The sequence below is a fragment of the Burkholderia seminalis DSM 23518 genome (assembly GCF_902832885.1).
GTDB classification, from domain to species: domain Bacteria; phylum Pseudomonadota; class Gammaproteobacteria; order Burkholderiales; family Burkholderiaceae; genus Burkholderia; species Burkholderia seminalis.
The window spans coordinates 99,178-123,421 of sequence record NZ_CADFDK010000014.1; the positions used below are offsets into that span (position 1 = coordinate 99,178).

A 24,244-nucleotide genomic window follows, 5' to 3' on the forward strand; every position below is an offset into this window, starting at 1 on the left:
CCGACCGGAGTTCCGATGTCGTTTTCGTTCTTGCCGGCGCGTCGCGCGCTGGCGGCCATACTCACCGCCGCGCTCGCCTTCGCGGGCGCGGTGATCCCGCAAGCCGCGCAGGCGGAGGGGCGCATCCGCATCGCCGAGCAGTTCGGCGTCGTCTACCTGATGCTGAACGTCGCGCGCGACCAGCAACTGATCGAGAAGGAAGGGCGCAAGGCCGGTCTCGACATCAAGGTCGACTGGGTGCGGTTGTCGGGCGGTGCGGCCGTCAACGACGCGCTGCTGTCCGGCGCGGTGGACATCGCGGGCGCGGGCGTCGGCCCGCTCCTGACCGTGTGGGACCGCACGCGTGGCCGGCAGAACGTGAAGGGCGTCGCGTCGCTCGGCAATTTTCCGTACTACCTCGTGAGCAGCAACCCGAACGTGAAGACGATCGCCGACCTGAGCGCGAAGGACCGCATCGCGGTGCCGGCGGTCGGCGTGTCGGTGCAGTCGCGTGTGCTGCAGTACGCGGCCGCGAAGCAGTGGGGCGACAAGCAGTTCGACAAGCTCGACCCGCTCACGCAGGCGATTCCGCATCCCGACGCGACGGCCGCGATTCTCGCGAACAGCAACGTGATCACCGGCCACTTCGGCAATCCGCCGTTCCAGGAGCAGGAACTTGCCGGCAACCCGAACGCGCACATCGTGCTGAATTCGTACGACGTGCTCGGCGGCCCGAGTTCCGCGACGGTGCTGTACGCGACCGAGAAATTCCGCGACGACAACCCGAAGACCTATCGTGCGTTCGTCGCCGCGCTGGCCGACGCCGCACGGCAGATCGCGGCCGATCCGGAGCGCGCGGCCGACACCTATATTCGCGTGAACGGTTCGAAGATCGATCGCGCACTGCTGCTGAAGATCCTGCGCAATCCGCAGGTGCAGTTCAAGACCGCGCCGCAGAACACGCTGCCGCTCGCGCAGTTCATGCATCGCACCGGCGCGATCCGCAACGAGCCGAAGTCGTGGCGCGACTACTTCTTCGACGATCCCGCGACCGCCGGCGGTAGTTGAGCGGAGTCGACGCTGCGACGCCGCGATCGACGCTTATGCGTCGGCGCGGTTTCGATATGCGCAATCGATGGTTGGTCCGCGCGACGCCCGGCCGTATGTTGATGTTTTTCCCGCAAGAGATTCGATCGTGAACGCCACTTCTCCCCGAACCTGGTTGCCGCCGTATGCGGCACGCGGCGGCGCGTCGCCGGTCGCATCCGCCGCCCCCGATACAGGCGCCGCCGGGCAGCCGGCAGGGGATGCCGCGCAGGCCGGTGCGCACAGCGAACGCCTGCTGGCCATCGACCAGGTCAGCCTCGAATACCGCAGCGGCGCGCGGATCGTGCGCGCGACGCATCAGGTGAGCTTCGACGTGTACGGCAGCGACCGCTTCGTGCTGCTCGGCCCGTCGGGATGCGGGAAGTCGACGCTGCTGAAGGCAATCGCCGGCTTCATCGAGCCGGTCTCGGGTTCGATCGCGCTCGACGGCCGGCCCGTGCGCGGGCCGGGGCCCGACCGCGTCGTCGTGTTCCAGGAATTCGACCAGTTGCCGCCGTGGAAGACGGTCGTCGAGAACGTCGCGTTTCCGTTGCGTGTCGCCGCCAAGCTGTCGCGCGCCGAAGCACGCGAGCGCGCGCTGCACTATCTCGACAAGGTCGGCCTGGGCGCGTTTGCCGACGCCTATCCGCATACGTTATCGGGCGGCATGAAACAGCGCGTCGCGATCGCGCGGGCGCTGGCGATGCAGCCGCGCGTGCTGCTGATGGACGAACCGTTCGCCGCGCTCGATGCGCTCACGCGCCGCAAGATGCAGGAGGAACTGCTGCGGCTGTGGGACGAATTCCGCTTCACGCTGTTGTTCGTCACGCATTCGATCGAGGAGGCGCTCGTGGTCGGCAACCGGATTCTGCTGCTGTCGCCGCACCCGGGCCGCGTGCGCGCGGAACTCAACAGTCACGAGCATTCGCTCGACAACGTCGACACCGGCGACTTCCGCGACAACGTCGCACGGATCCATCGCCTGCTATTCGACACCGACGCCCCCCATGTACCGACGACGGAGGACGCCGCATCATGAGTACGATCGATCCGGTCCTGCCGCCGCTGCCGCCCGTGCGCGACGAATACACCCGCACGCTCGTCACGCCGCCCGAAGCCGAGCGCGCGGCGCCGGCACCGCTGCTGCGCCGCATCGCCGGGGCCGCGTGGTTTCGCCGCGGCGTCATCGCGCTCGTGCTGATCGCCGCATGGGAGATCGTCGCGCGCATCGTCGCGAACGATCTGCTCGTCCCGACCTTCGGTGCGACGCTGGCCGCATTCGTGCAAGGCATCGAGTCGGGCGAACTGCTGGTCAAGACCGGCATCTCGATGTCGGTGCTGCTGCGCGGCTATGCGCTGGGCGTGCTGCTGGCGTTCGCGCTCACGTCGCTTGCCGTGTCCACGCGCATCGGCCGCGATCTGCTGACGATGCTCACGTCGATGTTCAATCCGCTGCCGTCCATTGCGTTGTTGCCGATCGCGCTGCTGTGGTTCGGGCTCGGCACCGGCAGCCTGCTGTTCGTGCTCGTGCACGCGGTGCTGTGGCCGCTCGCGCTGAGCATGTATACCGGCTTCGCCGGCGTACCGGTCACGCTGAAAATGGCCGGGCGCAACTACGGGCTCACGGGCCTGCGCCAGATCGCGCTGATTCTCGTGCCTGCCGCGCTGCCGTCGATCCTGTCGGGGTTGCGCGTCGGCTGGGCATTCGCGTGGCGCACGCTGATCGCGGCCGAGCTCGTGTTCGGCGCGAGCGCGGGCCAGGGCGGGCTCGGCTGGTACATCTTCCAGAACCGCAACGAGCTGTATACGGATCGCGTGTTCGCGGGCCTCGCGGCCGTCATCGTGATCGGGCTGCTGGTTGAAAACCTCGTGTTCGATACGCTCGAACGCGCGACCGTGCGGCGCTGGGGCATTCAGCACTGAGCATTGACGCGTCCGGACGCGATCAATCCCGGCGCATGCGGAACGTAAGCTGAAGTCGGCTTTTCGCGCGCGGCGGGTGGGTCCCTGTACTTGCGGACGGCGTGTCACGTACGCCGCATAACGGATGCCGCGTCGTGCGCCGCCGCGATGCTCTCCGATCTACGCGAACAAGGATCTGCCGAATGACTGCCCGTGATGCGGTCGATCCGCGCGACGCATGGCGCGACGTGCGCGGGTGCACTGCCCGATGCGGCGGCAAGCGGAGCGAGACGGGTCATAGCTTGCCCGGCCTTGGGTCGGGCACGAAGCCGTCGTGGTTCGGCATCTTCACGCGCGGCAGCGTGCGCGCGTCGAGCCGGGCGTCGCCGGGCACGATGCCGTTCAGGTGGAGGACGTACGCGGTGACCGCGTAGACGTCGTCCGCGCTCAGCGATTGCGGCGCGTTGTACGGCATTGCCCGGCGAATATAGTCGAACAGCGTCGTCGCGTAGGGCCAGTAGCTGCCGACCGTCTTTTTGGGTTTCGCGCTCGCGAGCGAGCCGATGCCGCCCACGAGCGGATCGCCGACACCGCCTTCGCCGCCGGCGCCGTGACACATCGCGCATTTGTCGGCGAACACGTGGCCGCCGCGTGCGACCGTGCCCGCGCCGGGTGGCAGGCCGGTGCCGTCCGGCGCGACGTCGATGTCCCACGCGGCGAGCGCCGCGCGATCGACCGGCTGTCCGAGGCCGAAGCCGGCGCCGAACGCGCCCGACGTCATCGCGCAGCTCGCCAGCAGGCAAACGAGCACCTTACGCATTGCGCACCTCGCCGTCCGTGCCCACGCGCCAATTCTGGATGCCGTTGTAGTGGTACTGCGAGTTCAGGCCGCGTGCGGCGACGAGCGCGTCGCGGGTCGGCTGCACGTAGCCGGTTTCGTCGGTTGCCCGGCTTTGCAGGTCGGCCGGCTCGCCGCGCCATACCCAGTCGGCCTCGAAGCGTGTCAACGCACGATCGCGTACGTCGCCGGCGAGCCGTGCGGGTTGCCACGTGCGACCGCCGTCGGTCGACACGTCGACGGCGCGAATCCGGCCGCGGCCCGACCACGCGTAGCCGCTGATCGGGTAATAGCCGTGCGCGGCGAGCCGATGGCCGGCCGACGGCCGCGTGATCACCGATTTCGCGTCCATCTCGAACACGAACTGGCGCGCGCAGCCGTCGGGCAGCAGATTCGTGTATTTCGACGTTTCCTCGCGCGTCATCTCGGGCGCACGCACCAGCTTCAGCCGTCGCAGCCACTTGATGTTCGTGTTGCCTTCGAAACCCGGCACGATCAGCCGCACCGGGTAGCCGTTCTCGGGGCGCAGCCGTTCGCCGTTCTGCGCATAGACGACCAGCGCGCGCTCGAGGATCCGGTCGAGCGGCAGGCTGCGCGTCATCGCCGCGCAGTCCGCGCCTTCGGCGAGCAGCCAGCGTGCGTCGGGATCGATGCCCGTCTCGTCGAGCAGCGTCGACAGCCGGACGCCGGTCCATTCGCAGCACGACAGCAAGCCGTGCGTGAACTGGACCGGCAGCCCGCTCGGGCCGTTCCATTCGCTGCCCGTGTTACCCGAGCATTCCAGGAAGTGGATCCGCGATTCGGACGGAAAGCGCAGCAGGTCGTCGAGCGTGAAGACGCGCGGCTCGCGCACGAGGCCGTGCACGACGACCCGATGGCGTTGCGCATCGATGTCCGGCACGCCCGCGTGATGACGCTCGTAGACGAGCCCGTTCGGCGTGATGTCGCCGAACAGGTCGGCGAGCGGCGTCATCGACGAGCCGGAACCGGGCAGCGCAGGCGTGCGGGCGCTGCGGCGTATCACGTCGCGCTCGTGCTGCCCCGGCACGCCGTAGGGTGGCGACAGCAGTGGCGCACCGGGCGCACGCGTCCATGGCGGCACCTCGAGCGGCTGGCTCGCGAGCGCGCTGCCGGCAGGCAGCATCGCCGCCGCCCAGCCGCCGGCGAGCTGGCGCAGCGCGGCGCGCCGGCCGGGGCGCGAAGCGCGGGGAGGAAAGCGGGAATCGGTCATGGTCGGGCACGTGTGCACGCGGGAGCCACGCGCGGGGAAACGCACATTCTCGGCAACCGGGCGCGGCGCGGCAAACAACGATTCCCGCTTTGCTTATCGCGACTATTTCGCGGGCGTACAACGCGTGACCGCAGCGGCTGGGCGCTGCGGCGCCATCGCCGGGAGTTGACACGGTTTTCGCGATGCCACGCACGATGACAACCTTATTTTTGTCTACGTCTACGAAGCGCCGAATTGCCGGCCAGCAGACGAGTATGTTGATCCGGGACCGGTTCGGCGGTCGCACATCATCGCCTTCGTGTGGGACGACCTGACGAGCCTCATATGTGAAGACCATCGCGGGGGCTTTCACGTGGGGCGGCGTGCGTCAACCGCAAGCGCCGGATGCCCTGGCCGACCGCGGAGCGGGTGACGCCCATCCGGTCTGCCGCCGCGCGGAAATTCCGTTCTTTCGCGGCCGCAGGGAGCAGCGGCAGAAGATTCGGGTCCATATCATTGTCCAGTTACGCTGACCAACCTGTCACAGCAGGCACACGCGACGCAGCGCGACCGTCCTCAGATACAGCGATTTGCCGAGCCACGGCACGAACACATACTCGTCGTATGCGTCGCAGCCGATCAGGATCCAGTGCGACAGAACGTTGGACATGATGGTCTCCTCGAACCCGCTCGCCGCGAGGGGAAGCGGGGCGGCGCGTCACGAGCGCGATCCGTCGTGCCCGCACACGGTATACCCTGCGCATACGGCGTCTATTCCCGCCGCCGCGCGAAGTGCTTCGCCTGCGGGATGTCGCACGTTGCCGGAATAAACCGGCCCGCGCCGCGGTATGCGGATCAAGTGCCGGACGCATCGACAGGGAGGAGCCATGAGCGACGGGGAGCAGCTACGCGGGGACGTTCCGGACCGGTCATCGTGCGATCGCGGTTCCGCCTCGACGACGAACGACGCGCCACGGTCGCTGGCGTTCCGGGACCACGTGCGCGGTGCCGCGCGAAGGCTGCAGCTCGGGTCCGGCATCATGTTATGGATCTATATTTCCATTCACATGATCAATCACGCGCTCGGCATCTGGTCGATCGACGTCGCCGAGCGCGGCCTGCATCTGGCGATCGGCGTCTGGCAAAGCGTGCCCGGAACGATCCTGCTGTACGGCGCGGCCGGCCTGCATTTCGCGCTGGCGATCCGCACCATCTACGGCCGCCGGCACTGGGCGCTGCCGCCCGCCGAATGGCTGCGTCTGTGGGCCGGACTCAGCCTGCCGCTGCTGTTGATCCGTCACGTCGTCGGCACACGCGTCGCGACGTCGTTCTACGGCTTCGAACCGAACTACGCGCGGGTCGTCGTGGCGTTGCTGACGAGCGGCACGCAGGGCCTGCAGATCGCGCTGCTCGCTCCCGGGTGGGTGCACGGCAGCCTCGGGCTATGGTTTCATTTGCGCCGGCGCGCGTTTTTCCATCGCGCGCGGTTCGTGCTGCTGGGCATGCTCATCCTGCTGCCCGTGCTGTCGGCGGCCGGATTCGTGCAGATGACGCGCGCGGTCGTGCCGGGCAGTCTCGCCGCGCCGGCCCCCGACGCCGCGCTGGTGGCCCATCGCGCCGCGCTCGACAGCTGGCGGCATCTGCTCGTCGCCGGTTACCTGTCGCTGATCGTCGTTGCGTTCGCCGGCGGGCAGTGGCGAAACCGGTTCGCCGGAGGCGTTTCGCGCGAGCAGCCGTGAAGGGCGGCGTGCGCCCGTGACGCCCTCGCCGGCGAGGCGATCCACGTGTGCCGGCTGAGTCTCACGCGAGAGGGTTCCGGCCGCACATAGTCTACTGACAGGAATTGGCACGAGCTTCGGCGATACTGTGCGCTTTCGTATCCGTTGATCCGCGGCGCACACCGGCGCTCTTCCGTCATGACCACTACTCAGGCTGCGGCCCCGCTGAAAGATTCGTTGGGCGAGCAACAATTCCGAACACTGTCCGACCTGCTGCATGCGATCGAACCCGGTTTCGACCGGGTGGCATTTCTGACGACGGCGCTCGACGGCCTCGACGACCTGACGCTGATGGCGCGCGTCAGGCGCGCCAGCGTGGCGATCGATGCGGCGGCGCATGCATTGCCCGGCGGCTACGACGCCGGGCTGGCGTTGCTGCAGGAGGCGGCGCCACGATTGGGCCGCGGATTCGTGTCGCTCATCGCACCCGATTACGTCGGGCAGTACGGTCGGCATGCGTTCGACCGTTCGATGGACGCGCTGAAAGGCTTCACGTCGTTCGGTACGTCGGAATTCGCGGTGCGCGAATTCCTGCGCGTCGATACCGCGCGTGCGCTCGCCACCATGGAAGCCTGGTCGCACGACGCGGACGATGCCGTGCGACGGCTGGCCAGCGAGGGAAGCCGCCCGCGCCTGCCGTGGTCGTTCCGCCTGCGCGACATCGAGGCCGACCCGGCACTCGCGGCGCCGATTCTCGACACGCTGCGCGCGGACCCGAGCGCCTACGTGCGCCGCTCGGTCGCGAATCACCTGAACGACGTGGCGAAGTCGCATCCGGCCTGGGTGCTCGACCGTGCGGAACGCTGGGGCGGTGACCATCCGCATACGCGCTGGATCGTCCGGCATGCGCTGCGCACGCTCGTGAAGCAGGGCGATGCGCGCGCACTCGCGATACTCGGTGCCGAACGCGCGCCGCGGCTTGCCGTCGGCCCGTTCGGCGTGACGCCCGCGCAGGTGGTGCTCGGCGAATCGATCACGCTCGACTGCGAGCTGCATTCCACGGCCGACACCGCGCAGCGGCTCGTCGTCGATTACCGGATCGCGTACGTGAAGCAAAATGGCGAGGCGTCACCGAAAGTGTTCAAGCTGAAGGGGCTGACGCTCGAGCCCGGCGCGCGCGTCGCGCTGCGGCACAGCCGGGCGATCCGCGATTTCACGACGCGGCGGCACTATGCGGGCCGGCACGAGGTCGAGCTGATCGTCAACGGCCAGGTCGTCGCGCGGTCGTTCTTCGAGCTTGCGATGTGAGGATGGCCGTTCGACATCGCCGACCGGATCGTCGACAATCCCCCGCGTGTACCGCATCCGCGCCTGCGTGGCCGCCGAGAGAATCTTCCATGACCGGAATATCCATCAGGACTGCCCATATCGACGATGCGCAGGCGATCGCCGATTTTCACGTGAAGGTCTGGCGGCATACCTATCGGGACCTCGCGCCGGCGCAGGCCCATGCGATTCTCGACGAGCATTACCGCGGCAAGACATGGCGGGAAAAGCTGATGTCGAACGACGGCCGTCAACGGGTGCTCGTGGCACACGCCGGCGGCAGGATCGTCGGCATCGGGATGGCCGGCGCGCCGTCGGAGCCCGTATTCGGCGGCCGCGGCGAAATCAAGTTCCTGTACGTCGATCCCGAATTCAAGCGCCGCGGCATCGGCCGCCAGCTGCTCGCACGACTCGCGACGCATTTGAGTCGCTTGCATTATCCGGGCGCCGCGTTGAGCGTGGTCAAGGGCAACGATGCCGCGCTCGCCTTCTACGCGGCGCTGGATGGCCGGCTCGCGGGCGAGTACGTCGATGCGGGGCCGGTCTGGCGGTCGCACAACGTCGTCATCGTATGGGACGACCTGGCGCGCCTCGCGTCCTGATCGCACCACGGCCGCCGCGGTACCCGCCGGCGGCACGCGTCACACCAGACGGGCGCGCAGCCACGACGTGAACGCGGTCACGAGCGGCGCCTCGGTCAGCTCGTGACGCGTGACGAGATAGTACGCGTGGCGTGACGGCACCGTCTCGCTGAACGGCCGCACGAGCGTGCCGTCGATCAGGTCGTCGCGCACCGACAGGCTGTCGCCGAGCGCGACGCCTTGCCCGTGTACCGCGGCCTCGACGCCGATGTGCGCGTTGCCGATCTCGAGGATGCGGATGCCCGGCAGCCTGTCGGCGTTCGCTTCGGCCAGCCAGCGCATCCACGAGCCCGCATGTTCGCAGAACAGCGTGCGCCCGGCGAGATCCTGCACCTTGCGGATCGCATCGCGCCCGTTCATCAGCGCGGGGCTCACGACCGGGAACAGCGCCGGATGCGCGAGCAGCTCGACATGCCGGTTGCGCCAGTTGCCCTCCCCGTAGCGGATGCAGACGTCGACGTCCGGCGAATGGATCTCGCGCTCGTCGTTCGACGGAATCACTTTCAGATGAATGCCCGGGTAGCGCTCGAGAAAATCGCCGATGTGCCGGGCGAGCCAGCGCGACGTCAGCGACAGCGGCGTCGATACGGCGAGATCGCCGACGGCGGCCGGCGATTCGAGCCTGACGGTGGCGTTCGCGATCATGTCGAACGCGGCGCTGACCGGTTTCAGCAGCCCCTCGCCTTCGGGCGTGAGCTTCACGCGCGCCTTCGATCGGACGAACAGCGCGATGCCGAGCGTGCTTTCGAGAATGCGGATCTGGTGGCTGACCGCGCTCGCGGTCACGTGCAGCTCGTCGGCGGCGGCCGCCACGCTGCCGCGCCGGGCAGCGGCCTCGAAGGCGCGAAGCGGATTCAGCGGGGGCAGGCGGTTGCGCATCGGGGGAGCGTCGGCGGCGACGATACTGAGAAAAATTTCATTTAAGCGGATTCAATTTCTCGCTACAACAAAAAAAATTGAATGCCTACAGTTGGGGGCATCCAACCGAGTCGAGGTCGACCGCAATGAGCCTTACCGAACCGATCGAACGCCTGTGGGGCGGCCGTTTCCAGTCCGAACCGTCCGACGCGTTGCAGAACCTATCGCGTTCCGATCCGAGTTTCTTCCGCCTCGTGCCGTACGACCTGGCCGGCTCGCGCGCGCATGCGCGCGAGTTGAACCGCGCCGGCATCGTGAACGACGACGAACTCGCGCAACTGCTGGCCGCGCTGGACGGCATCGCACGCGATTACGCCGCGGGCGCGATCGCGCCGTCGCTCGCCGACGAGGATGTCCATACGTTTCTCGAACGGGTGCTCACGCAGCGGCTGCCGGCGCTCGGCGGCAAGCTGCGCGCCGGGCGTTCGCGCAACGACCAGGCGGCGAACGACCTGCGCCTGTATCTGCGCGACCACGCACGCCGGCTCGTGCGCGGCGTGCTCGACCTGCAGGATGCGCTGGTCGGCCAGGCGAGCCGGCACGTCGACACGGTGACCGCCGGCTTCACCCATCTGCAGCCCGCGCAGCCGATCGTGTTCGGGCATCAGTTGCTCGCGCACGCGCAGGCGCTGTATCGCGATGCCGACCGCCTGGTCGACTGGGACCGTCGCACTGCGCGTTCGCCGCTCGGCGCCGCTGCGCTCGCCGGCTCGGCGATCTGCGTGCGGCCCGAGCTGTCGGCGCGGGAGCTCGGTTACGACGCACCCTGCGAGAACTCGATCGACGCGGTGGCCGCGCGCGATCACGTCGCCGAATTCGTGTTCGTCACGAGCATGCTGGCCGTGAACCTGTCCCGCCTGTCGGAAGAAGTGATCCTGTGGACGTCGCGGCAATTCCGCTGGGTGGAACTCGACGACAGCTACGCGACCGGCAGCTCGATCATGCCGCAGAAGAAGAACCCCGACATCGCGGAGCTGACGCGCGGCAAGGCGGGGCGCCTGATCGGCAACCTGTCCGGCCTGCTCGCGACGCTGAAATCGCTGCCGCTCGCGTACAACCGCGATCTCGCGGAAGACAAGATCGCCGCGTTCGATTCGATCGATACGCTCGGACTCGTGCTGCCGGCGATGGCGGGGATGATTCGCACGATGCGCGTGAACGTCGACGAGATGCGCCGTCAGGCGCCGCTCGGCTTCACGCTCGCCACCGAGGTCGCGGACTGGCTCGCGCTGACGGGCGTGCCGTTCAGCGAGGCACACGAGATCACCGGCGCGCTCGTGCGCGTGTGCGAGCACGACGGCATCGAACTGGCCGACGCGAGCGCGGAGCAGCTGCAGGCCGTGGATCCGCGCCTCGCGCCGGCGGTGCGCGCGCATCTGACGCTCGACGCGGCCGTGGCGGCGCGCGGCGGCGCGGGCGGCACGTCGCCCGCACGCGTGCGCGAACAGATCGGCCGCCTGAGCGGCGCGATCGAACGCCAGGCCGCGTGGGCGGCCGACTACCGGGGGCCGTCATGCTGAGTGCATCCGATTCGCGGCGCCTCGATGGCGCATCGCCGGTGCCGGCCGGCGCCGCGGCAGACGAGACCGCCGGCCTCGTGCGCGTGCGCCGGCGCTACTGGGGCCGTTATGCCGCCTCGATCGCGATCATCGTCGCGCTCGCCTACGTGGCCGTCGCGTTCGCGCGCGGGCAGATCGAGTGGCGCGTCGTCGGCCAGTTCCTGACCGCGCGCTCGATCTTGACCGGGCTCGGCAACACGATCGTGATGACCGTCCTCGCGATGACGCTCGGCATCGTGCTCGGCGTCGTCACCGCGGTGATGCGGCTGTCGTCGAACCCGGTGCTCGGCGCGATCGCGCAGGGTTACATCTGGCTGTTTCGCGGCACGCCGATCATCCTGCAGCTGCTGCTGTGGTTCAACCTCGCGCTGGTGTTTCCGACCCTCGGCATCCCGGGCATCGCCGAATTCCGGACCGTCGACGTGATGACGCCGTTCCTTGCCGCGCTGCTCGGGCTCGGCATCAACCAGGGCGCGTATACGTCGGAAGTCGTGCGCGCGGGGCTGCTGTCGGTCGATACCGGCCAGTACGAGGCCGCGAAATCGATCGGCATGCCGCACTTGCAGGCGCTGCGCCGCATCATCCTGCCGCAGGCGATGCGCGTGATCGTGCCGCCGATCGGCAACGAGCTGATCGGCATGGTCAAGCTGACCTCGCTCGCGAGCGTCGTCCAGTACGCGGAGATGCTGCACAACGCGCAGAACATCTACTACGCGAACGCCCGCGTGATCGAGCTGCTGATCGTCGCGGGCATCTGGTATCTCGCGGTCGTCACCGTGCTGTCGCTCGCGCAGGCCCGCGTCGAACGGCGCTTCGCGCGCGGCGCGGGCCGTGCGGCAGGCCGCGCATGAGCGACGCGACCGTCAACCATCGGGAGAACGTCATGACGAACGCAGTCGTTCGCGCCGTGGACGTACGCAAGGCGTACGGCGATTTCCAGGCGCTGCACGGTATCACGCTGGACGTCGCGCAGGGCGAAGTGCTGTGCATCATCGGGCCGTCGGGCTCGGGCAAGAGCACGTTCCTGCGCTGCATCAACCAGCTCGAGACGATCAGCGCGGGCGCGCTGTGGGTCAACGGCGAACTGGCCGGCTACCGCCGCACCGGCAACCGGCTCCACGCGCTGTCGGAGCGTCAGGTCGCACGCCAGCGGCTGGCGACGAGCATGGTGTTCCAGCGCTTCAACCTGTTCCCGCACAAGACCGCGCTCGAGAACGTGATCGAGGGCCCCGTGCAGGTGCTCAAGCGCCGCCGCGCGCAAGCCGAGGAGGAGGCGCGCGCGCTGCTGGCGCGCGTCGGGCTCGCGCACAAATGCGACGCGTTTCCGGTCGAGCTGTCGGGCGGCCAGCAGCAACGCGTCGCGATCGCGCGGGCGCTGGCGATGCATCCGCAACTGATCCTGTTCGACGAGCCGACGTCGGCGCTCGATCCCGAACTCGTCGGCGAAGTGCTCGCCGTGATGCGCGATCTCGCGAAGAGCGGCATGACGATGATCGTCGTCACGCACGAGCTCGGCTTCGCGCGCGAGGTGGCCGATCGCGTCGTGTTCATGGACGGCGGCCGGATCGTCGAGAGCGGGCCGCCGGAACAGGTGCTGTCCGCGCCGTCGCATGCGCGCACGCGCGACTTCATCTCGGCCGTGATCGCATGAGCGGGCCGGGCCGCCCGGCCCGCCGCACCCGAGCGAGCCGGCACGCAGACCGGCGCAGCACTTCACTACTCACCATGACAAGGCGACATCCCATGAAAGCATCCGTCCTGACCCGCACGCTGGCCGCTGTCGCGTTCGGCGCACTCGCGCTGCATGCGTCCCACGCAACCGCGCAGGCCGCCGGCGCGAAGCGCACGCTGAACGTCGCGATCGTGCCGAACTATCCGCCGTTCGAATACAAGGATCCGGCCACCGACAAGCTGGCGGGCTTCGACGTCGATCTCGGCGAAGCGCTCGCCGCGAAGATGGGCGCGAAGCTGAACTGGGTCGAGACGAGTTTCGACCAGATGATGAGCGCGGTCGCGACACAACGCGTCGACATGATCCTCTCCGGCATGACCGACCTGCCGACGCGCCGCGACGCGGTGACGTTCGTCGACTACATCGAGACGGGGCCGCAGTTCTACACGCTGAAGACACGCGCCGGCGAGTTCGCGCAGATGAGCGCGCTGTGCGGCAAACGCGTGGGGTCGAGCCGGCGCACGTCGTTCCCGGACAACACGACCGCATGGAGCGCGGAGAACTGCGTGAAGGCCGGCAAGCCGGCGATCGTCGTGGTCGGCACCGACGGCTCGTCGGACGCACGCATGCAGCTGCGCCAGAACCGTATCGACGCGGCCGTGCAGGGCGGCGAGACGCTGCCGTACCAGAACAGCCTCGAGCAGAACGCGTACGCGCCGGTCGGCAAGCCGTTCCTGTCGCAGTACACGGGCATTGGCGTCGCGAAGGGCAATACCGCGCTGAGCGGTGCGCTGAGCACGGCGCTCAACCAGATGATCGCGGACGGGTCGTACCACAAGCTGCTCGCGAAGTGGGGGCTGCAGGAACACGCGGTGGCGAAGGCGATGATCAACGGCACGCACTGAGCGCGCGATGACGGATCTGGCTCCCCGCTGGCCGGACGCGAAGCGTGCATGCGTCGCGCTCGCGTTCGATCTCGACGGTCCGACCGGCGACGCGATGCTCAACGGGTCGATCTGGCGCAACCCCGCGTATTTCACGCTCGGCAGTTACGGGCCGTGGCGCGCGCTCGGCCGGCTGCTCGACGTGCTGGCGTCGTTCGAGGTGCCCGCAACCTTCTTCGTGCCCGCCTGGGTCGCGCGGACGTGGCCGGATCGATGCGCGGCGATCGTCGAGCGCGGCCACGAGATCGGTTATCACGGCTACCGGCACGAAGCCTTCTGGACACTCGAACCGGATCGGCAGCGCGAGATCATGGCGCAGTCGGCCGAGATCCTCGTTCGGATGCTCGGCGTGCGGCCAGTCGGATTCCGCACGCCGTCCGGCGACTGGAGCGCGGCGACGGTGGACGTGCTGCGCGAGGCCGGTGTGCGCTATTCCAGCTCGATGCGCGGCGACGACCGGCCGTATCTTCTGCACGGCGCGGACGGCGAGCCGCCGCTCGTCGAGATACCGGGGCGCTGGGAAACCGACGACTACGCGTCGCTCGCGTACCACCGCAACCCCGACTATCCGGCCGGGCTCGATCGGATCGCCGGCTATGACGCGACGCTCGACAACTGGATGCGCGAGTTCGACGGCGTCTACCGGGAAGGGCTGTGCCTGACGACGCTGCTGCACCCGAAAGTGTGCGGCAAGCCAGGGCGCATCGCGCTGCTCGAGGCGTGGCTCGGCCATATGCGCGCGCGCGATGGCGTATGGTTCGCGCGTTGTCGCGAAGTGGCCGATTGGTGGCTCGCGCAGCATGCGCGAGAGGCGCAAACGCAACGGAGCGGCCGATGACGACCCTTCCCGCGTGGCCGGGCGGCGCGCGCTGCGCGGTCGCGATCACGGTCGATTTCAACGACATTCACGGTATCCAGGCACGCGAGCCGCGTATCGCCGGTCGCGAGAAATCGCTGTCGGTGTGGCGTTACGGCGCGACGCGCGGCGTCGAGCGGTTGCTCGACACCTTCGATGCGTTCGGCGTACCCGCGAGCTGGTTCGTCCCGGGCATCGTCGCCGAGACCCACGCGGCAGCGGTGCGCGAGATCGGCGCGGCGGGCCACGAACTCGGCGTGAGCGGGTATCGCTGCGAAGACTTCGATGCGCTGCCGCTCGCCGCGCAGATCGATGCCTGCCGTGCCGGGCGCGCGGCGCTCGCGGATGCGACCGGCCGCGACGCGGAAGGGTTTCGCTCGTTCACCGGCAACTGGGCTGGCGGCTTCGCGGACTGGCTCGTGGCGGAAGGCTTCACGTGGTCGTCGTCATGGCGCGGCGACGATCTGCCGTACGTGCATCCGCGCGGCGACGGCGGCGCACATGGCGCGCGGCTGGTCGAGCTGCCGCTGCATTACGAGCTCGAAGACGAGCCGTACTTCGAGTTCAACCTGTCGCCGCCGGTGCCGGTCGGCCAGCCGCGCATCGCGGCGTACCGCGACGTGCTCGACAACTGGCGGCGCGATGTCGACGGGTTTCGGCGGTTCGGGCTGTGCTGCGTGGTGCGTCTGCATCCGGAGATCATCGGCACGGCGGGGCGTATCGACCTGCTGCGCGCATTGCTCGCGCACCTGCGCGATGCGGGCGACGCGTGGTTCGCGACCGGGCGCGACATCGCACGCTGGTGGCGTGCGCAGGCGCCCGTCAATCCGCCGGGCCATCCGGTCGACGTATTCGCGCACTGCGTGGCAGACGCGTCCGCGCGATGACGGCGGCGCCGGAAACGCGCGCTACCCGGCTGGCGGCATTCGTCGCGCAAACGGCCGCCGATGCATTGCCGGATGACGTCGTCGCGAAGGCGCGGCGTCATGTGCTCGACACGCTCGGCGCGGCGCTGGCAGGCACGTGTGCCGCCGAGACGCGCAGCGCCCGCGCGCTGACGGGCACGGTCGCGCAGGGCGGCGCGACGCTGTGGGGCACGCGGCACGCCGCGGGCGCGCGCGATGCGGCGTTCGTGAACGGCATTGCCGCGCACGCGCTCGAACTCGACGATTCCGGCGGCTGCGATCATTCGGGCGCGGTGGTGTTGCCGGCCGTGCTGGCCGCGCTGTCGTGCGCGGGCCGCCCGGTGACGGGGCGCGAATGCGTGATGGCGATCGTGCTCGGCTACGACGTCGGCCGGCGCGTGCTCGAAGCGGCGGGCGGCTACGCGGCGCACAACGGGGCGGGCTGGCACTCGACGCTCAGTTGCGGCGTGTTCGGCGCCGCGGCCGCGAGCGCGCGCGTGCTCGGGCTCGACGCCGCGCGCACGCGCGACGCGCTCGGCCATGCGGCGAGTTTCGCGGGCGGCCTGTGGAGTTTCATCCACGACGGTTCGCAGACGAAGCGGCTGCACGCCGGGCGGGCGGCGGAGGGCGGCGTGCTCGCGGCGCTGCTTGCGCGCGAAGGCGTGAGCGGCCCCGCGCGGGTGTTCGACGACGTATGGGGCGGTTTCTTCAGCACGTTCGCCGCGCAGTCGCATGCGCCCGATGCACTGACCGACGGCCTCGGCACTCACTGGAAGCTGATGCGCTGTTCGATCAAGCCGCACGCATCGTGCCGCAGCGCGCATGCGGCCGTCGACGCGGCGCTGCAGCTCGCGAACGGCCGCAGGCTCGATGCGGGCGACATCGAGCGGGTGGTCGTGCGCGCGAGCGCGTTCGTCGTGCGCATGTGCGGCGGTTGCGATCTGACGACGCTGTCGTCCGCGCAGATGAGCCTGCCGTATGCGGTGGCGGCGGCGCTTGCATTCGGGGACACGGGAATCGGCGTGTATCGCGCGGCGCGGCGCAGCGATCCGCGCGTGACCGCACTGCTGGCGCGCATCGCGCTCGAGGTCGACCCGGCGCTTGGCGATCTCGACGAGCCGACGGTGATCCTGCATGGCACGGACGGGCGGCAGGCATCGTGCCATGTGCCGATCGCGCTCGGCGATCCGCGCAATCCGCTGCCGGACGCGGCCTTGCTCGCGAAATATCGCACGCTGGCGGGCATGGCGTTCGACCGGCCGCAGGTCGATGCGCTGGGCGACGCCTGCCTGGCGCTGGATCGGCTGGAGGACGCGCGCGTGATGAACGAATGGCTGGCTGTGAAGCTTCGATAGGTTGGTTCGATGGTTCGTCCGGACGGGGTCCGGGCGACTGGAGGTCGCCAAACCCCCGATCTTCCAGGAACCCGGCCGGATGAACATCCACAAGAATGTCCGACGCGCTTTCGCGCGTCGATTTGAGCTGGTTCGAGAGATCACCGGATCCGGTTCGAGCGTGCCGCACGCGGCACGTCAATCGTTGCCCAACCGGATCCGCTGGGCGAGCAGATCGACGAAGGCGACGACCTTGGGCGAAAGATGACGTCTTGTCGGGTAGAGCGCATAGACCGGAATGTCTTCCCAGGACCAGTCGACGAGCAGGTGCCGCAAGCGCTTCCCGTCGAGATCGTCGGTGCACAAGGCCTTGGGTAACCATGCGATTCCCACGCCGGCGAGAGCGGCCACTCGAACCATCTCGATGTCGTTGGCCATCAGTCGTGGCGTAATGCGGACTTCGGTACGTTTGCTTCCTGATTCCAAAGGCCAGACGCGCGACGTCGCTTTACCGCCAAGGGCGATGCAGGCGTGGTTCGTCAGTTCGGCAGGTGTCTTCGGGACGCCATGGCGTTCGCAGTATTCGGGCGTCGCCACCAGCATGAACTGTGCTGTTCCGAGCTTGCGTGCGACGAGCGACGAATCGACGAGTGCGCCCGCCCGAATCGCGACGTCGAAGCGCTCGTCGACGAGATCGACAAGGCGATCTGAGTTCACCAACTCGATCGCGACGTCGGGATGGCGAGCGAGGTATTCGGCAATGATCGGTCTGAGTGGGCTGAAAGACATCGGCGCCGCGACCCGCAGCACGCCACGGGGCGTCCCACGCATTCCCGCCACTGCGCTCTCCGCCTCTTCGATGTCGCTCATGGCGGGGCCGACGCGTTCGAACAGGACGCGGCCGGCCTCGGTGAGGCTGAGCTTGCGTGTCGTGCGCTGAATGAGCCGCTCGCCGATCCGGTCTTCCAGGTCGGAGATTTTTCGGCTTACCGTGGACTTCGGCAGGTTCAGGCGTCGCGCTGCCTCACTCAGGCTTCCCGCCTGAATGACCCGGATGAAGATCAGGAATTGGTTGAGATCGATTGTTCCACTCATGGAACGATGATACTAAAAATGCCCGTCTTGTTCAACGAAAGGCTCGGACGTATCTTCTGCGGACTGGGAAAACTTCCCGAATCGGATAGCTAAGGAGAAACCGTCATGCCCGATACTTCGCAGATGCTCACGACGCTGGCCCAGGGCCTCAGCACCCCGGTCCGCGCACCGATCCTCCACACGCCGGACGAGTATGGAATGGCGTACGAGGACATCACGTTCCCGTCCCTGGACGGCACTCCGCTGGAGGCGTGGTGGATTCCCCGAGCGGGCTCGAACAAGCTGGTGATCGCCAACCACCCGATGCCGATGAACCGCTACGGCTTCCCCTCGCACCTGCCGCGGTGGCAGTTCGTTCCGGGCAATGACATCGAGGTCAACTACATGCGGGAATATCAGCACCTGCATGAGGCTGGCTACAACGTGCTGACCTACGACGCGCGCAACCACGGCCAGAGCGGCGCGGCCAACGGCAACATCTTCACGTGGGGCCTGTTCGAATCCCGCGACGTCGCCGGTTCGCTGAAGTACGTCAAGTCCCGCCCCGATACCCGTGGCATGAAGCTGGGCCTGCTCAGCCGCTGCATGGGTGCGAACGCCACCTTCGTCGCGAAGACGCGATATCCGGAGCTCTTCGCCGACGTACAGGCGCTTGTTGCCGTGCAGCCGATCTCGATGCGAGCCATGGTCGAGCGCAACCTCGAGTACATGGGGCTTGCGGACCAGTTCGAGGCGATCGACCGCGAGGTGCAGCTGATTACCAGCTTCAGGATCGACCAGGTGTCGCCGCTGGAATACGCGAAGCACTGGCAGGCGCCGGCCTTCCTGCTGCAGGTGCGTAACGACGCGCTGACCAAGCCCGGCGACGTACAGTCGATCTTCGACAACATTCCCGTTGCCGACAAGCAGCTGTTCTGGCTCGAAGGCAGCACCCGGCGCTGGGATGGCTACAACTACTTCTCCGAACACCCGGAGCAGTTGATCGCATGGTTCGACAAGCATGTGAAGTGAGTCCGTTTCACTTCGATCACGCTATGTGAACGCACCACACCGCTACGACTGGGTGCGAGACGAGCGCTGAGGATCCCGCTCCCCGAGCGATGTCCTCGGCTCCTTGGTATCAGCGGCAATCCGCAGAAAACGCAGGAGAATGACCATGTCGGAAAAAACCATTGTCGTGTTTGGCGCGACGGGGCGACAGGGGCAAGGCGTGGTGAATGCGCTGCTCGATCAAGGCGGTTATACCGTCCGGGCGATCAGTCGAGATGTCGGCTCGGATCAGGCCAAACGGCTCGCCGCTCGAGGCGTCGAAGTGGTTGCCGCAGATCTGAACAGGGTAGACACATTGGCGCCCGCGCTCAGCGGAGCCCATGGGGTGTTCCTGGTCACGAATTTCTGGGATCCCGCAACAGGGACGAGCGAATACGATCAGGTAAGGCATGTGGTCGGCGCCGCAAAATCTGCCGGCGTGACTCACATGGTCTGGTCGACGCTACCCGACGCTCACGAAATTTCAGGCGGCCGGTATGAGGTTTCGCACTTCACCCACAAAGCTCGGGCCAACGCCGTGATCGCCGACGCGGGCTTTCCCGATTACAGCTTCGTCGAAGCGCCGTTCTTCTTTCAGAATTTCCTTGGCCAGATGGCGCCGCAACCCACCGGGAACGGGAATCAAAAGGCCTGGGCGGTTCCGATGGATATCAACAGCAAGAGCGTCCATGCCGGCGACATCCACGAACTGGGGAAGTTGGTCAAGGAAGTCTTCGACCATCCGGAGATAGCCGGTCAGGGGCAGATTCTGTCGTTGTGCGCCGACGCTTACAGCTGGCAGGCGTTCGCGGATATCCTGAATGCGCAGGGCCACAACGTGGTGGTGAACCAGGTGCCGGGCAAGGCCTACGAAATGTTCTATCCCGGCGCGGACGAAGTCTGCGCGATGATGGGTTACTTCGAAGACTACAGTTACTTCGGCCCTGACGCGGACGCCAAGAGGGCGCGCGCAGATGCGCTGGTCAACGGGCAGATCACCGGCTTTGCGGAGTGGGCCAAGGTCAACATGCCGGCTTGATCAGCGTGGCAAGAAGTTAGGATGCCGATTCGATATCGTCATGGACGCGGATGATAGGCGGGACCCCAACCGGGTATTGCGCGACGCGCGGGTTGGTCAGCCACTATTCGCTCACTTTCGCACGAGCGGCAAGTCGAAAGAAGACGTGAAAACAAGGATGAATGCCATGACAACAAGCACGACGGGAAGCGAAAACGCCCAGTTTCCGCTCAAGCATGAGCAGCGTTCACGTGGTATCGTCCGCCGCGCGCGCGGGTTGGGCAACGGGTCGATTACGCGGCTGGTGAGTCCCTCTGACCTGGGTCGGTTGATCAAGCCGTTCGTGTTCCTTGATCTCTTCGAGTCCAATGGCAGTCACGCCCGACCGCTTGAATTCGGCTGGCATCCGCACTCCGGCATCGCCACGGTAACGGTCGTCCTTGACGGCGCGGTCCAATATGCGGAAACGACGGGCAACGCCGGGGTGCTGCCCGCGGGTGGTGTGGAATGGATGCAGGCGGGCGGCGGTGTGTGGCACACGGGCACCTTTGACACGGCACCCCTGCGGGGCTTTCAGCTCTGGGTCGCGCTCCCGCCAGATCTGGAGAATGCACCGACCAGGAGCCAATATGTGATGCCGGAGCAGGTTCCGGGCGCGGGCCCCGTGCGCGTGATCCTGGGCACGTACGATGGCATGACGAGCCCTGTCGATGCACCGCCGATGACCTACCTCGTGGTCACGCTGAAGGATGGCGAGCATTGGGCGTTTGTTCCTCCTCCGGGGCAGGACGTCGCGTGGGTTTCCGTGATGGATGGCGCACTGCGTGCGTCATCCCGCATCACGCGTGGAGAGGTCGCGATCTTCGAGCGCGCCGAGACGGCGATCGAACTGGTCGCCGAGGGCGACACGCGCTTCGTGCTGGGTTCCGCCACTCAGCATCCCTACGAACTCGTGCTCGGCCACTACTCCGTGCACACCAGTGTCGACGCGCTTCAGCGCGGAGAGGCCGAGATTCGCCGCATCGGACGTCAACTTCGTGCCGAGGGCAAGCAGAGCGGTGCGCTCCAGTCGATCTGACGCCGGGATCGGAACGCCCGCACCGGGCTGGCCTGAAGGCCGGCCGGAATCGACAGACTCGCTCATACCCGGAATCGAGCCGGCGCAGCAGCGTGTCGAGGCGATCGAGCGACTGTACATTGATCGCGATACAGCCGAACTCGTCAACCGCGCGGTTGCTGCGCACCATGCGAGACGATCGGGTCGACGCCGAGCGGTGTGACCGCTCGCCCGTGTCGATGTCTGCCGTCGATGGCGTCGATCGACAAACACGGCGGCCGCGCCTGACGCACGGCCGCCCGATGGCATGCCTGCGGATGCCCGTACAATCCGGGCCGCGTCCTTCACCGACCCCGCAGCGGTAAATCCTTCCCTGAACCGAAGGTCGCGTTTATGATCCGCCATGCAAGCGGTGGTCGCTGGAATCGCCTGATTGGTCGCACGACCAGTCCGTTCCTTCGGGCACCGCTTTCCTTTTGTGCCCGACCTTCACGCGAATTCACGCAGACCCCGTGTAACGTGTGATCTCGTCACCGCCGAACCGAAAGCGATCTGTAAATAACAATGCTGCCGACAAGCTACAACGCGTTGCTCGTTCTTCTTTCGCTCCTGATCGCCATATTGGCGTCCTACACCGTGCTGGACATGGCCGGGCGCATCAAGACCGCCCAGGGGCGCGCCGCACATTGGTGGCTGGTCGGCGCGGCTTGCGTGATGGGCACGGGCATCTGGTCGATGCATTTCGTCGGCATGCTTGCTTTCGCGTTGCCGATTCCGGTCGGATACGATCCGGCCATCACGTTGCTGTCGCTGCTGATCGCCATCGCCTGCTCCACGTGCGCACTGTGGCTCGTCTGTCGGGATACGCTGAAGTGGCACCGGCTGTGCGGCGGGGCCGTGTTGATGGGGGCCGGCGTCGCGGGAATGCATTACACGGGCATGGCCTCCATGCACATGTCGCCGGGCATCCGGTACGACCTGCTGCTCGTTTGCCTGTCGGTCGCGATCGCCGTGGTCGCGTCGGGCGCCGTGCTGTGGATCGTGTTCATCCGGCGTGCGAACTCGTCCCGCGTGCGCCTGCTCAACCTGGGGTCCGCCGTGCTGATGGGGGCCGCCATCGCCGGCATGCACTATACCGGGATGGCCGCCGCCCGGTTCCCGCTGGGCAGCATCTGCGGCGCAGCCGGCTCGCGCATGGACGCTGGCTGGCTCGCACTGGTCATCATCGTCGCCACGTTGGCCATCCTCGCCATCGCGCTGGTCGTTTCCATCCTCGATCTGCGTCTGGAGTCCCGCACGGCAGTGCTGGCGACGTCGCTGGCCGAAGCCAACCAGGAATTGACGTATCTGGCGTTGCACGACAACCTCACCAAGCTCCCCAATCGCGTGCTGCTCGAAGACCGGATCGATCAGGCGATCCAGGGCACCGACCGCGAGAAAGGATGTTTCGCGCTGATGTTCATGGATCTCGACGGATTCAAGGCGGTCAACGACGCGTATGGCCATCATGTCGGCGATCTGCTGCTGGTCGACGTGGCGCAGCGCATCGGCGCGAACCTGCGCACGCAGGACACGATCGCCCGTCTGGGGGGGCGACGAGTTCGTGCTGGTCGTGTCCGTCGACGAACCCGCGGACGCGGCCGGCGTGGCGGACAAGGTACTGGCGGTGATTCGACAACCGTTCCGCGTGGCCGAGCACGAATTGCGCGTGTCGGCCAGCATCGGAATCGCGCTCTATCCCGGCAACGGCAGCCATTTCCGGGACCTGATGACCAATGCCGATGCAGCGATGTATCACGCGAAGGCGCTCGGCCGAAACGCGTACTGCTTCTTCGAGGCATCGATGAACGCGAATGTCCGCGAGCACCTGAAGATCGTGCAGGAACTCCGCCTGGCGCTGGAGCGGCGTGAACTGGTCCTGCATTACCAGCCGAAGTTCGAAGTGCCGCATGGACCGATCATCGGCGTCGAGGCGCTGTTGCGGTGGATGCACCCGACGCGCGGCCTCATTTCACCCGATCAGTTCATCTCGATCGCGGAAAAGACCGGGTTGATCGTCCCGATCGGCGAGTGGGTACTGGACGAGGCCTGCCGGCAGATGCGCGCGTGGTGCGATGCCGGTCGAACCGACTGGACGATGGCCGTCAACCTGTCGCCGTTGCAATTCGGTCACGCGAGCCTGGTCCAGGTCGTGCAGGCCGCATTGCAGCGGCACGCGCTGGAACCGCGCTGCCTGACGCTGGAAATCACCGAATCGACTGCGATGCGCGATGCCGATGCCAGCTTGAGAATCCTCGAGCAGCTGCACGACATGGGCGTGCGTATTTCCATCGACGACTTCGGAACGGGTTATTCGAGCCTGCTCTATCTGAAACGCCTGCCGGCCAGCGAGCTCAAGATCGACCGCGGGTTCATCCGCGATCTCGAACACGACACCGAGGATGCCGCGATCATTTCCGCGATCGTCGCGCTCGGCCGGGCACTCGACCTGAAGATCGTCGCGGAGGGCGTTGAAACGACGGCGCAGCAGCAGTTCCTGACCACGCTCGGCTGCAATTCGCTGCAAGGTTTCCTGCTCGGGCGTCCGATGCCGGCGGAGCATTTCATCGACATGACCGCGCAAGGCAATGCGATCGGGAGCGCTTGATCCCGTCGTCATGATTCGGTTGTGAAATCCGATGGGCGACAAGCCGACGGCCGGCGCGCGACCGCCGAGCAGCGGTGCGTGAAGTCGCCGAAGCATGCAACGTCGGGCGGTGGCGATCAAGGGCGCAATGCGTGGTCGGGTGCGATGAGTGCATGGATCGGTGCGAGTTAAAGGGCCATATCGAAAGACCTGGCTGGCGTTCGTTTGTAGCGCCCCCGCGGCAGGAAAGCGAATGATCCGTGATGGCCGGCCGACATGTGTTCCGTCGGCGGAACCGATTCCTTCGAAGCCTCGCCGGGAAAGGGGCGCGTGCGGAGATCACACGCGACTTGAACGAGTAAACCGAAACGGTCAGACTGTCGCTGAATCCTCGGCACGGGATTCATGAAACGAATGCTGCTCGATTCAGAAGATAAATTTCGAGAAGACCGCGTCGGCCGGTATGCTTGATGCCGCTGTCCCACGGCCCGACGCCGGATATCGAGTACGGAACCTGGCGATGGAGACAAC

The 24,244-nt window shown here is 67.1% G+C and carries 22 protein-coding genes and 1 pseudogene; 17 read left to right on the forward strand and 6 right to left on the reverse strand.

Translation table 11 applies throughout. From position 1 onward, the window contains the following. The first annotated feature begins 15 nt into the window (after positions 1-15). The 3 genes from HWX00_RS30415 (at position 16) to HWX00_RS30425 (ending at position 2,988) form a co-directional block, all read left to right on the forward strand. Positions 16-1,047: an ABC transporter substrate-binding protein gene (locus HWX00_RS30415; protein WP_059557940.1), complete on the forward strand. Its 1,032-nt coding sequence runs from the start codon at positions 16-18 to the stop codon at positions 1,045-1,047. A 67-nt stretch (positions 1,048-1,114) separates the two neighbouring features. Beyond that, positions 1,115-2,104 carry an ABC transporter ATP-binding protein gene (locus tag HWX00_RS30420; protein ID WP_059557938.1) on the forward strand — a complete coding sequence of 330 codons (990 nt, stop codon included), beginning with the start codon at positions 1,115-1,117 and terminating at the stop codon, positions 2,102-2,104. Beyond that, the gene (locus tag HWX00_RS30425; protein ID WP_049036684.1) at positions 2,101-2,988 is read left to right on the forward strand and encodes an ABC transporter permease; all 888 of its coding nucleotides are present in this window, start codon (positions 2,101-2,103) and stop codon (positions 2,986-2,988) included. Before HWX00_RS30420 ends, HWX00_RS30425 begins: the two co-directional genes overlap by 4 nt. A 274-nt stretch (positions 2,989-3,262) precedes the next feature. Here HWX00_RS30425 and HWX00_RS30430 read toward each other — a convergent pair whose 3' ends face one another. From HWX00_RS30430 to HWX00_RS37210, 4 genes are all read right to left on the reverse strand, one after another. Next, positions 3,263-3,787, reverse strand: a complete 525-nt coding sequence (locus HWX00_RS30430; RefSeq protein ID WP_175027294.1) for a c-type cytochrome — start codon at positions 3,785-3,787, stop codon at positions 3,263-3,265. Next, positions 3,780-5,036, reverse strand: a complete 1,257-nt coding sequence (soxC, locus tag HWX00_RS30435; protein ID WP_175027293.1) for a sulfite dehydrogenase — start codon at positions 5,034-5,036, stop codon at positions 3,780-3,782. Before soxC ends, HWX00_RS30430 begins: the two co-directional genes overlap by 8 nt. 320 nt (positions 5,037-5,356) lie before the next feature. Next, positions 5,357-5,527: a helix-turn-helix domain-containing protein gene (locus HWX00_RS37335; RefSeq protein ID WP_226194263.1), complete on the reverse strand. Its 171-nt coding sequence runs from the start codon at positions 5,525-5,527 to the stop codon at positions 5,357-5,359. Between the two features lie 29 nt (positions 5,528-5,556). Next, positions 5,557-5,685 (reverse strand): hypothetical protein, encoded by a 129-nt coding sequence (locus HWX00_RS37210; RefSeq protein WP_257786220.1) that lies wholly within the window; start codon positions 5,683-5,685, stop codon positions 5,557-5,559. A 370-nt stretch (positions 5,686-6,055) separates the two neighbouring features. On the opposite strand from HWX00_RS37210, the gene HWX00_RS30445 reads away from it, so the two are divergent. From HWX00_RS30445 to HWX00_RS30455, 3 genes are all read left to right on the forward strand, one after another. After that, positions 6,056-6,754 carry a hypothetical protein gene (locus HWX00_RS30445; RefSeq protein ID WP_175027292.1) on the forward strand — a complete coding sequence of 233 codons (699 nt, stop codon included), beginning with the start codon at positions 6,056-6,058 and terminating at the stop codon, positions 6,752-6,754. A gap of 177 nt (positions 6,755-6,931) precedes the next feature. Then, a complete protein-coding gene (locus tag HWX00_RS30450; protein WP_175027291.1) occupies positions 6,932-8,041 on the forward strand; it encodes a DNA alkylation repair protein in 1,110 nt (369 codons plus the stop codon). Positions 8,042-8,130: 89 nt separating this feature from the next. Further along, positions 8,131-8,661: a GNAT family N-acetyltransferase gene (locus HWX00_RS30455; RefSeq protein WP_059557932.1), complete on the forward strand. Its 531-nt coding sequence runs from the start codon at positions 8,131-8,133 to the stop codon at positions 8,659-8,661. Positions 8,662-8,700: 39 nt separating this feature from the next. Here the strand turns inward: HWX00_RS30455 and HWX00_RS30460 are convergent, their stop codons facing one another. After that, complete coding sequence (locus HWX00_RS30460) at positions 8,701-9,579, reverse strand: LysR substrate-binding domain-containing protein (RefSeq protein WP_124609302.1); 879 nt, start codon at positions 9,577-9,579, stop codon at positions 8,701-8,703. A 125-nt stretch (positions 9,580-9,704) separates the two neighbouring features. On the opposite strand from HWX00_RS30460, the gene argH reads away from it, so the two are divergent. The 7 genes from argH to HWX00_RS30495 all read left to right on the forward strand — a co-directional run bounded on the left by argH (position 9,705) and on the right by HWX00_RS30495 (position 16,909). Further along, complete coding sequence (gene argH / locus HWX00_RS30465) at positions 9,705-11,138, forward strand: argininosuccinate lyase (RefSeq protein ID WP_034190950.1); 1,434 nt, start codon at positions 9,705-9,707, stop codon at positions 11,136-11,138. Then, positions 11,132-12,028 (forward strand): amino acid ABC transporter permease, encoded by an 897-nt coding sequence (locus HWX00_RS30470; RefSeq protein ID WP_082744696.1) that lies wholly within the window; start codon positions 11,132-11,134, stop codon positions 12,026-12,028. The genes argH and HWX00_RS30470 overlap by 7 nt, the downstream gene beginning before the upstream one ends. Continuing rightward, positions 12,025-12,828 carry an amino acid ABC transporter ATP-binding protein gene (locus HWX00_RS30475; RefSeq protein WP_080287970.1) on the forward strand — a complete coding sequence of 268 codons (804 nt, stop codon included), beginning with the start codon at positions 12,025-12,027 and terminating at the stop codon, positions 12,826-12,828. The genes HWX00_RS30470 and HWX00_RS30475 overlap by 4 nt, the downstream gene beginning before the upstream one ends. Before the next feature lie 92 nt (positions 12,829-12,920). After that, entirely contained in the window at positions 12,921-13,754 is an 834-nt protein-coding gene (locus HWX00_RS30480) for an ABC transporter substrate-binding protein (RefSeq protein WP_124609303.1), read from the forward strand. Positions 13,755-13,761: 7 nt separating this feature from the next. After that, positions 13,762-14,631 (forward strand): polysaccharide deacetylase family protein, encoded by an 870-nt coding sequence (locus HWX00_RS30485; protein WP_175027290.1) that lies wholly within the window; start codon positions 13,762-13,764, stop codon positions 14,629-14,631. Further along, positions 14,628-15,536, forward strand: a complete 909-nt coding sequence (locus tag HWX00_RS30490; RefSeq protein ID WP_175027289.1) for a polysaccharide deacetylase family protein — start codon at positions 14,628-14,630, stop codon at positions 15,534-15,536. The genes HWX00_RS30485 and HWX00_RS30490 overlap by 4 nt, the downstream gene beginning before the upstream one ends. Then, entirely contained in the window at positions 15,533-16,909 is a 1,377-nt protein-coding gene (locus tag HWX00_RS30495; protein WP_175027288.1) for an MmgE/PrpD family protein, read from the forward strand. Before HWX00_RS30490 ends, HWX00_RS30495 begins: the two co-directional genes overlap by 4 nt. Positions 16,910-17,086: 177 nt before the next feature. Here the strand turns inward: HWX00_RS30495 and HWX00_RS30500 are convergent, their stop codons facing one another. Then, positions 17,087-17,983: a LysR family transcriptional regulator gene (locus HWX00_RS30500; RefSeq protein ID WP_124609306.1), complete on the reverse strand. Its 897-nt coding sequence runs from the start codon at positions 17,981-17,983 to the stop codon at positions 17,087-17,089. 105 nt (positions 17,984-18,088) lie between these two features. Between HWX00_RS30500 and HWX00_RS30505 the strand changes: the two genes are divergently transcribed. The 4 genes and pseudogenes from HWX00_RS30505 to HWX00_RS30520 all read left to right on the forward strand — a co-directional run bounded on the left by HWX00_RS30505 (position 18,089) and on the right by HWX00_RS30520 (position 23,734). Continuing rightward, entirely contained in the window at positions 18,089-18,994 is a 906-nt protein-coding gene (locus HWX00_RS30505) for an alpha/beta hydrolase family protein (protein ID WP_034190955.1), read from the forward strand. Positions 18,995-19,139: 145 nt separating this feature from the next. Then, the gene (locus tag HWX00_RS30510; RefSeq protein WP_175027287.1) at positions 19,140-20,051 is read left to right on the forward strand and encodes an NmrA/HSCARG family protein; all 912 of its coding nucleotides are present in this window, start codon (positions 19,140-19,142) and stop codon (positions 20,049-20,051) included. Between the two features lie 40 nt (positions 20,052-20,091). Further along, the gene (locus HWX00_RS30515; RefSeq protein WP_226104031.1) at positions 20,092-21,108 is read left to right on the forward strand and encodes a pirin family protein; all 1,017 of its coding nucleotides are present in this window, start codon (positions 20,092-20,094) and stop codon (positions 21,106-21,108) included. A 543-nt stretch (positions 21,109-21,651) separates the two neighbouring features. Further along, a pseudogene (locus HWX00_RS30520) lies at positions 21,652-23,734 on the forward strand (putative bifunctional diguanylate cyclase/phosphodiesterase). The last annotated feature ends 510 nt before the right edge of the window (positions 23,735-24,244 follow it).